The sequence below is a fragment of the uncultured Rikenella sp. genome, assembly GCF_948810725.1.
In the GTDB taxonomy this organism is placed as follows: Bacteria; Bacteroidota; Bacteroidia; order Bacteroidales; family Rikenellaceae; genus Rikenella.
This window is the reverse complement of record NZ_CAQIVA010000019.1, coordinates 21,994-30,760: the sequence shown is the minus strand read 5'-3', so window position 1 is coordinate 30,760 and position 8,767 is coordinate 21,994. Positions and strand designations below refer to the sequence as shown.

Genomic DNA, 8,767 nt, shown 5'->3' with positions numbered 1-8,767 from the left:
GCGCGCGAAAAAGCGGCGGAGCGAAAGCGGAGCCGCAGTGAGGCGGACACGGGGCAGTGTTTTGGGCTGTGATTGTTCTTCGGGCGGGAAAACCGAAAACGGTTTTCCCGCCGCGCTGGGCCAAGCATGGGGCTTGGATTTGGGTGGTGTTGGTGGCTGAGCCTTGAGCTGTGCTTATGCGACCTTTAGGTCGCCGTCCTCGGGCGCAGCGACGCATCAGCGGCGCGTGGGGGGCGCGCCGAGGACGAACCTCATAGCAAAGAGGATGTGCTCTTGCGACCCAACGGGTCGCGTAGTTCGCCGCCACCCCCGGCGGCGGGCTGCAACTCGACGGGGCTCGTTGCGCCTCCGCGGGCGGCGAACTGCCTACAAGAGACGAATGGGTAGTGCTCCGGCCGCCAAAGTCGAACCTGTTAGGGTAGCTCTAGCCCCTTGCCCACCGCGGGCCCGCGGCGTTTATTCCGAGAGGCACCGCAACTGAAAACCGTGAGCGCGGTTGTCCGAAGAGCCGGTATCGAGGTACTGTGAATGGAAATTTAAATCCAGGCCTCGGATGTCGCTCGTGGCGGACGACCAGCTGAACCCGTAGTTGCCGACCGTCACCCGATCGCCCGAGTGTGCGTCGCGGAAGCCCGGGGCGAGCCCTTCGGCAGCAATGCACACAGAGCAGCCCCTCCGTTCAAAGAGACGATTCGACAAACCGGCGAAAAAGGCTCGCGAACCGAAAGATGAAAAAGAGTAAACAAAAAAATAGAACGTTATGCACGCAGAAAAAAAGTGGGTCGTCCGGCCCGCGGGCGATGCGGCTAAAGTGGAGACCCTCTCCACCGCGCTCGGCATCGACCCCAAGCTGGCGAACCTCTTGGTTCAGCGCGGCATAGACACCACCGAATCGGCCCGACGGTTCTTCGCTCCCAAACTCGAAGAACTCCACGACCCCTACCTGATGAAAGATATGATGCTCGCCGTGCAGCGGATCGAGCAGGCCATATCCCGTCGGGAACGCGTCATGGTCTACGGCGATTACGACGTGGACGGTATCTCCGCAGTGGCGTTGGTCTACAACTTCCTCTCGCGGTGGATGGACGACCTCCTTTTCTACATTCCCGACCGCTACGCCGAAGGGTACGGGATTTCAGAAAAGGGGATCGACTACGCCGCCGACAACGGAGCGAAGCTCATCATCGCCCTCGACTGCGGAATCAAAGCCTGTTCCCGGGTGGCCTATGCCAAGCGCAAAGGAGTCGATTTCATCATTTGCGACCATCACCTGCCCGGCGACGCCATTCCCGACGCCGTCGCCGTGCTCGACCCCAAACGCGAGGACTGCACCTACCCCTGTAAAGACCTCTCCGGATGCGGCGTCGGCTTTAAACTCGTCCAGGCATTCTGCCAGTACAAAGAGCTCCCTTTCGAGACCATCGAACCCCTGCTCGACCTGGTCGCCGTCAGCATCGCCTCGGACATCGTGCCCATCGTCGGCGAGAACCGCATTTTGGCCCACTACGGCCTTGTCCGGCTCAACCGGAAACCCAACAAAGGGCTCGCCGCCATCATCAAACTCTGCGGACTCGAACGGCACACCATTGCCATCGACGACATCGTCTTTAAAATCGGCCCCCGGATCAACGCCGCCGGGCGGATGGAGATCGAAATCGACCGCGACGATCCCCGGGCGCAGTCCGGCGGGCGCACCGCCGTGCGGCTGCTCACTGCCGTCGACGAGCGGCGCGCCTTGTACTACGTCGCCCAGATCGACGCCTTCAACAAAGACCGGAAAAGCATCGACCGGAACATCACCATCGAAGCCCACCGGTACCTCGAAGAGTCGCCGGAAATGTTGCGGAAGAAGTGCACGGTGATCTACAATCCGAATTGGATGAAAGGCGTCGTGGGGATCGTCGCCTCCAGATTGATCGAGACCTACTACCGGCCGACCGTCGTGCTCACCATGAGCCACGGACTCATTACCGGTTCGGCTCGCTCGGTGCCGGGCTTCGACCTCTATCAGGCCGTCGAATCGTGCGCCGACCTGCTCGAAAACTTCGGCGGACACACCTACGCCGCCGGACTCACCATGAAACCCGAACGGTTCGACGAGTTCCGGAGCCGCTTCGAAGCCTATGTCGAGGCCCATATTGACCCCGAAAAGCTCGTGCCTCAGATCGACATCGACGAACCGTTGCGGTTCGATGAGATTACGCCCGCCTTCCGGCGTACCCTGAGCGCCTTTCAGCCGTTCGGGCCGGGCAACCCCTCGCCCGTGTTCGTCACCGCCGACGTGAGCGACAACGGCTCCGCCCGGCTCGTCGGCGCCCGCGGCGAACACCTCAAAATGGAACTCGTCCAACGGCAACACCCCTTCAGTCCGATTTCGGCCATCGCATTCGGACAGATCGACTATTTCGACCACATCAAACGCGGCGGGTCGATCGACATCTGTTACAACATCGTTGAGAATCATTATCAGGGAAGTGTCACGCCGCAACTGCGGATTAAAGACATCAAACCGGTGCGAATGTAACGGGGGCTGGGGATCCGGCAGTTTCGAGGGGATCGCTTTCCGCGGAAAGCGATCCCCTCTTGTTTATTTTGTCGATAAAAACGATTGGAAATCAAAAAGAAAACATTATATTTACGGTGACTTACCGATCCGCTCGTTTTTTCCGGACAGCGGAGCGGGCGATCGCGCGGAATAACGATCTCTTTTTTCCAAAGGACAGCAGATATTATGGCCATCTTACAATTCAACAAACAGGCGCTGGGCAACCTCGAATACTCGCTCCAGCGCGAAATGCTCGGCACCAACCGGGCGGGTGGGTATATGAACACCACGATCGTGTGTTGCAATACGCGGAAATACCACGGATTGATGGTCTGTCCGGTGGAACAGTTGGGCGGCGAAGACTATGTGCTGCTCTCGTCGCTGGACGAGACGGTCATTCAGCACGGACAGGAGTTCAACCTCGCGATACACCGTTTCCCGGGGATGTACGAGCCGCGGGGGCATAAATATATCGTCGACTTCTCGTATACCCCGACCCCGACGATTATCTATCGCGTCGGCGGGGTGCTTTTGAAGAAGGAGATGCTGTGGGTGCATACGGCGGAGCAGCTGCTCATTCGATATACCTTATTGGAGGCGAGGTCGGCGACCAAGTTGAGACTGCGGCCGTTCCTGGCGTTCCGGTCGCGGCATGGGCTGAGCACCGCCAATGCGGAGGCGGACGGGAAATCCTATCCGGTTCCGGGCGGGGTCAAGTCGCAGCTCTATCCGCGGTTTCCGTGGCTGCATCTTCAGGTGAACAAAGAGGCCCGGTTCGTGGCGGCACCGGACTGGTACCACAACTTCGAATACCTCGAAGAGGAGCGGCGCGGGTATCCGTTCCGGGAAGACTTGCTGACTACGGGCTATTTCGAGATGGATATCGCTACGGGTGAGAGCGTCGTTTTCTCGGGCTCGACCTCGGAGGTGCGGCCGGAGGCTTTGGCCTCGATTTTCGACGAAGAGATCGCCCGGCGGACGATGAAGACGGAATTTTTGCCCGCTTTGTATCACTCCGCGCGGCAGTTCCTTATTATTAAGGAGAACCGGACATCGCTGACAGCGGGGTATCCGTGGTATAATGCCAGGAGCAGGGAGACTTTTATGTCGCTGGCGGGCATTACCCTCACCCAGCCGCAGGGGCCGATGGTCGATGCCTGCGTCGAGATTCTCGACTACCATGTTTTGTATCGGCTGCGCGACGGGATATTCGGGACGCACTTCGCGGCGGATACCCAGTTGTGGTTCTTCCATGCGTTGCAGCAGCTCGAATCCTTTATCGGGGGCGGCAGGGGAGAAATTTGGGCCCGGTACGGACGGGCGATGAAAGAGATCCTGTACGCCTATCGGGATGGCGTGGGCGATCCGAACGGGGACGGCGCCGTGGGGTATATGAACCGGCGCGAAGCTTTTATCCGGATGGCAGAGAATGGCCTCATTTGGGCCGATCGGCCGGGGCGGGCGCTGACCTGGATGAACACCATGAACGACGGTCGGCCGGTGACCCAGCGGCCGGGGTTTGCGGTCGAGGTCAATGCGCTGTGGTACAACGCGGTCTGCTACGCGTTGGAGCTGGCGCAGGAGGCGGGTGACGACCTCTTCGTGCGCGACTGGGTCGAGCTGCCGGAGCGCATCAAAGATAACTTCCGGGCGACTTTCTGGCTCGAACAGATGCCTCAACAACCGTACTTGGCGGATTATGTCTATCACGACGGGGCGAAGAACATAGATATACGGCCTAATATGCTTCTGGCCTGCTCGCTGCCTTATTCGCCCCTCAACGAATATGAACAGCAGAAGGTCTTTACCGTGGTCGAAGCTTACCTGCTCACGCCGCGCGGGTTGCGGACTTTGAGTCCGAACAACGTGCGCTATCAGGGGATTTGCAGGGGGAATGAAGCTTGTCGGAACGTGGCCAGACATGAGGGGACGGTCTTCCCGTGGCTGCTGGAGCATTATGTGCAGACCGGATTCCGCCTCTACGGCAACGGCTTCCTGATGCAGGCCCGGGAGCTGCTCGACGGCTTCAAAGAAGACCTGCTCAACTACGGCATCGGGTCGGTGCCGGAGGCTTACGACGGGGATGCGCCGCACGAGGCTTGCGGAGCGATCTCGTATGCGCCCAGTGTGGCGGCGTTGCTGATGGTGAACCGCATGATCGGCGAACGGGAGAAGTGATCCCGCACACGCGTCGTTCCGTGCTTACCTAAACTTATTATATATCATGTATCGGCCGGCCGAAACGCTCGGTGCGCCGTGAAAACAAGAAAGGACTTTTGCAAATGAGAGTATTAATGTTCGGCTGGGAATTCCCTCCGCACATCGCCGGCGGGCTGGGGACTGCCTGCTACGGATTGACCCGCTCGCTGTCGAAGCTGGGGGTGGAGGTGATCTTCGTCGTGCCGAAAGCATACGGCGACGAAGACCAGCGTTACCTGAAGATCAAGAACGCATCGGAGGTCGAGGCGCCGTACGGCACGCTCGACACCGAGGACGATTTCTGGAAACAGCTCACCTTCATTCAGATCAATTCCAACCTGGTGCCTTATCTCAGTCCGGAGGAGTACGAAAACGAATGGAGCGAGTTCCGGCACGGGACGCGGCCGGGGGCGCCGCAGGACATCTGGAAACAGCGCTATAACTTCAGCGGGAAATACGGGGCCAATTTGATGGAAGAGGTGGCCCGGTATGCCATGGTGGCGGCTCAGGTGGCCAGGGATCTGGCGGGGCAGTTCGACGTGATTCACGCACACGACTGGCTCACCTACTATGCCGGGATTGCCGCTAAGCGGGTGAGCGGGAAGCCGTTGGTGGTGCATATGCACGCCACGGAGTTCGACCGCAGCGGTGAGAACATCAATACCGTCGTTTATAACATCGAGCGGACGGGGATGGCAGCGGCGGATCGGGTGATGGCCGTGAGCAATCTGACGCGGAATATCGTGATCGAGAAATACGGGATCTCTCCGGAGAAGGTGGTGACCGTGCACAACGGCGTGCGGTTCAAGGCGCACGAAGGGCCGGAAGAGGTCAGAGGGGTAGAGGACAAGATCGTGACCTTCCTCGGGCGGATCACCTATCAGAAAGGGCCCGACTACTTCGTCGAGGCGGCGGCCAAGGTGTTGAAACGGTTGCCTAATGTGCGGTTCGTGATGGCAGGCTCGGGAGATATGCTCAACCATGTGGTGCGGCGGGTGGCCAAGCTCGGCATTTCGGATCGGTTCCACTTTACTGGCTTTTTGCGAGGGGATGAAGTGAGGCGGATGTTCGAACTCAGTGACGTATATATTATGCCGTCCGTGTCCGAACCGTTCGGGATATCGCCGCTGGAGGCCATGAAGTCCAACGTGCCGGTCATTATTTCCAAACAGTCCGGCGTGGCCGAGGTGTTGACGCATGCGGTGAAAGTGGACTACTGGGATGTCGATGCCATGGCCGACGCCATCTATAGTCTGGTGACCTATCCGGCATTGCACAACATGTTTATTACCCGCGGACAGGAAGAGGTGACCACGCTGAAGTGGGACGGCGCGGCGCAGCGGGTACTGGACGTATACAACGATGTGACCTCCGGCAAATAACGACCCGCCGGGCAACAGCCCCTGTCATTGACTGCGAAAACCAACCGAATATTCAACCTAAACAGCATATGAAAAACCTCAATTTATACTTCCAGGTCCACCAACCCTTTCGGCTCAAGAAATACCGGTTCTTCAACATGGGCAAGGACCACTTCTACTTCGACGATTTTCTGAACAAAAGCATTCTGCAAAAGGTGGCGGCGGAGTGCTATCTGCCGATGAACGCCTTGTTGCTGCGGAAGATACAGGAGTTCGGGGCGGATCACGTTCGCGTGTCGTTCTCCATCTCGGGGATTGCCCTCGAACAGTTCCGGATGTACGCGCCGGAGGTGATCGACAGCTTCCGCGCGCTGGCCGAGACGGGGGCCGTGGAATTTTTGGCCGAGACCTATGCCCACTCGCTCGCCTCGCTCACCAGCCGCGAAGAGTTCGAACAGCAGGTGCGGCTCCAGGCGGATACCATCGAGCAACTCTTCGGACAGCGACCGGTGACCTTCCGGAATACCGAGTTGATTTACAGCGACGGGATCGGCGAGATGGTTTATGATATGGGGTACCGGACGCTGCTGACCGAGGGGGCGAAACATATATTGGGGTGGAAGAGTCCGAACTTCGTCTACGCCAATGCTTTGCGGCAGGAGCTCAAGGTATTGCTGCGGAACTTCCGTCTGAGCGACGACATCGCCTTCCGGTTTAGCGATCAGGGCTGGGACGGCTGGCCGTTGACGGCGGACAAGTACATCGACTGGATTCTCGATCAGGAGGGGGAGATAATCAACCTCTTTATGGACTACGAGACCTTCGGCGAGCACCAAAAACGGGATACCGGAATTTTCGACTTCATGGATCGCTTCATCACACAGGTGGTGCACCACGGTGAGTTGCAGTTCAGGACGCCGGCCCAGATTGCGGCCGATGCGGAAGCGGTGGCGGTTTTGCACGTGCCGCATCCGATTTCGTGGGCGGACGAAGAGCGGGATGTGACGGCATGGCTCGGCAACGAGTTGCAGGACGAGGCGTTCGGCAAGCTCTATTCGTTGCAGGAGAAGATACGGCGGTTGAACGATCCGGACATGATGCGGGTGTGGTACGCCTTGCAGTCGTCGGATCACTTCTACTATATGTGTACCAAGTGGTTTTCGGACGGCGACGTGCACAACTACTTCAATCCGTATGATTCGCCGTACGATGCGTTTATGAACTACATGAACGTCTTCAGCGACTTCAAACGCGAGATCGAGTTGAAATTGGGAGAGTGATTTTCGGGTGGAGGGTGCTTGGCAGCATTCGGGCGGGTCGTTCTTTGAAACGACCCGCCCGAATGCTTTTAGACCCGGCTGATGGGGTGTTGAGGTTGCCGCCGCGCATTAGGTCGTAAGGGTATATAGGTGGCTCATGTTTGTTATGTCGCGGGTCGCTTGAGGCTACGCGCGAACAAAGAGCGGTCAAGGAATAGGGCCGAGGCTGGTAGTGGAAATGCGCAGCATTTCCCGTCCACGGGACGTGTGGCCCGCTTGGCCGACGCGTTCGCGTCATGGCGCGCGGCCGTTATTACTTTCCAGTTGCTCGCGCGTCGCCGCCTCAAAAGGGAAATCGTCAAAATGCACTTGTGCGTTTTGAAAAGATTTCCCAAGGCGCGCGAAAAGAGGAGGGTAGATGCCGATTCCGAGTGCCGGGAGGCACCGCCCGCCCGGCGTAAGGGCAGTACCCTCCCGTAGGACAGCCGCGCGCCCGGCCTAAAGAAGCGATTCAACTATTTCGGCTTACTGCCGAAATAGAATGAATCGCGTAGGCGCGCGAAAAAACTTTGACCCTGCATGAAAAATCCGTCGCCCGCCCGCTTAAAGAGGGATTTCACTCGTTTTGCGGTGAGCAAAATCAAGATGAAATCCCAGCGGGCGACGGCAGCGGCGGAGCGAAAGCGGAGCCGCAGTGAGGCGGACACGGGGCGGAGAACTGGGGCAAGCTTTGGGCTGTGCTCTTGCTGGTATTTGGGGGGAGAGCGAGTAGCTAGGTTCCCGTGTCAACGGTCGGCCCGCAGCCCCCGGATGTGGAGGGGACGCACAGCGTCTTTTACTGGCCGCCTCGGCCTTAATATTCGTTCTCCGCCGGCTGCGGTCGAAGACAAATGGGCCGAGCTTCTGCGGCTCTTTGGGTCGCGCAGTTCGCCGCCACCCATGCGGCGGACTGCAACTCGACGGAGCTCGTTGCACTCCCCGCTGGCGGCGACAGCTTAAAAGAGACGAATGGGCCGAATTCTGAGGTTCGAAGAACCGCCCGGGCCGGAGCCACCCCCGGCGTAGGGCCGCAATCTCGCGATGCTCGTTGCGCCCACGCTGGCTCCGGTCGCTAAAGTCAAGCCAGTTAGGGTCGTTCCACCCCATTGTCCACCGCGGGCATGCGTCCTCGTTTATTCCGAGAGGCAACGCAACTGAAAACCGTAGCCACGATAACTTGCATGGTTGGAACTGAGCCACGTTACGTGGAAATTCAAGTTCAGACTACCAAGAGATCCGTCAATTGTTGAAGACCAACTGTAACCGAGACTTCCGACGCCCATTAATTCGCCCAGCCGCCCATCGATTCCCGCATCGCGGTAGCCCGGGGCGGGATGCGAGGAAAAGAGAGTCAAGAAAAATCC

General features: G+C 58.8%; 7 protein-coding genes. 5 read left to right on the top strand and 2 right to left on the bottom strand.

Going from position 1 to position 8,767, the window contains the following annotated elements; genetic code table 11:
• Positions 1 to 456: 456 nt before the first annotated feature.
• Entirely contained in the window at positions 457 to 663 is a 207-nt protein-coding gene (locus Q9S52_RS06695; protein WP_304708568.1) for a hypothetical protein, read from the bottom strand.
• 97 nt (positions 664 to 760) lie between these two features.
• Here Q9S52_RS06695 and recJ point away from each other — a divergent pair, with 97 nt between their 5' ends.
• The 5 genes from recJ (at position 761) to Q9S52_RS06670 (ending at position 8,062) form a co-directional block, all read left to right on the top strand.
• Positions 761 to 2,524, top strand: coding sequence for a single-stranded-DNA-specific exonuclease RecJ (gene recJ, locus Q9S52_RS06690; RefSeq protein ID WP_300726673.1), 1,764 nt, complete (start codon positions 761 to 763; stop codon positions 2,522 to 2,524).
• 207 nt (positions 2,525 to 2,731) lie between these two features.
• Complete coding sequence (locus tag Q9S52_RS06685; protein ID WP_300726670.1) at positions 2,732 to 4,723, top strand: glycogen debranching enzyme N-terminal domain-containing protein; 1,992 nt, start codon at positions 2,732 to 2,734, stop codon at positions 4,721 to 4,723.
• Between the two features lie 104 nt (positions 4,724 to 4,827).
• Positions 4,828 to 6,126 carry a glycosyltransferase family 4 protein gene (locus tag Q9S52_RS06680; RefSeq protein WP_297623460.1) on the top strand — a complete coding sequence of 433 codons (1,299 nt, stop codon included), beginning with the start codon at positions 4,828 to 4,830 and terminating at the stop codon, positions 6,124 to 6,126.
• A 68-nt stretch (positions 6,127 to 6,194) separates the two neighbouring features.
• Positions 6,195 to 7,385, top strand: a complete 1,191-nt coding sequence (locus Q9S52_RS06675; protein WP_300726667.1) for a glycoside hydrolase family 57 protein — start codon at positions 6,195 to 6,197, stop codon at positions 7,383 to 7,385.
• A gap of 548 nt (positions 7,386 to 7,933) precedes the next feature.
• Positions 7,934 to 8,062, top strand: coding sequence for a hypothetical protein (locus Q9S52_RS06670; protein ID WP_298080883.1), 129 nt, complete (start codon positions 7,934 to 7,936; stop codon positions 8,060 to 8,062).
• Positions 8,063 to 8,536: 474 nt separating this feature from the next.
• Here the strand turns inward: Q9S52_RS06670 and Q9S52_RS06665 are convergent, their stop codons facing one another.
• On the bottom strand, positions 8,537 to 8,686 hold the full coding sequence (locus tag Q9S52_RS06665) for a hypothetical protein (protein ID WP_297624043.1): 150 nt from the start codon (positions 8,684 to 8,686) through the stop codon (positions 8,537 to 8,539).
• Between the last annotated feature and the right edge of the window lie 81 nt (positions 8,687 to 8,767).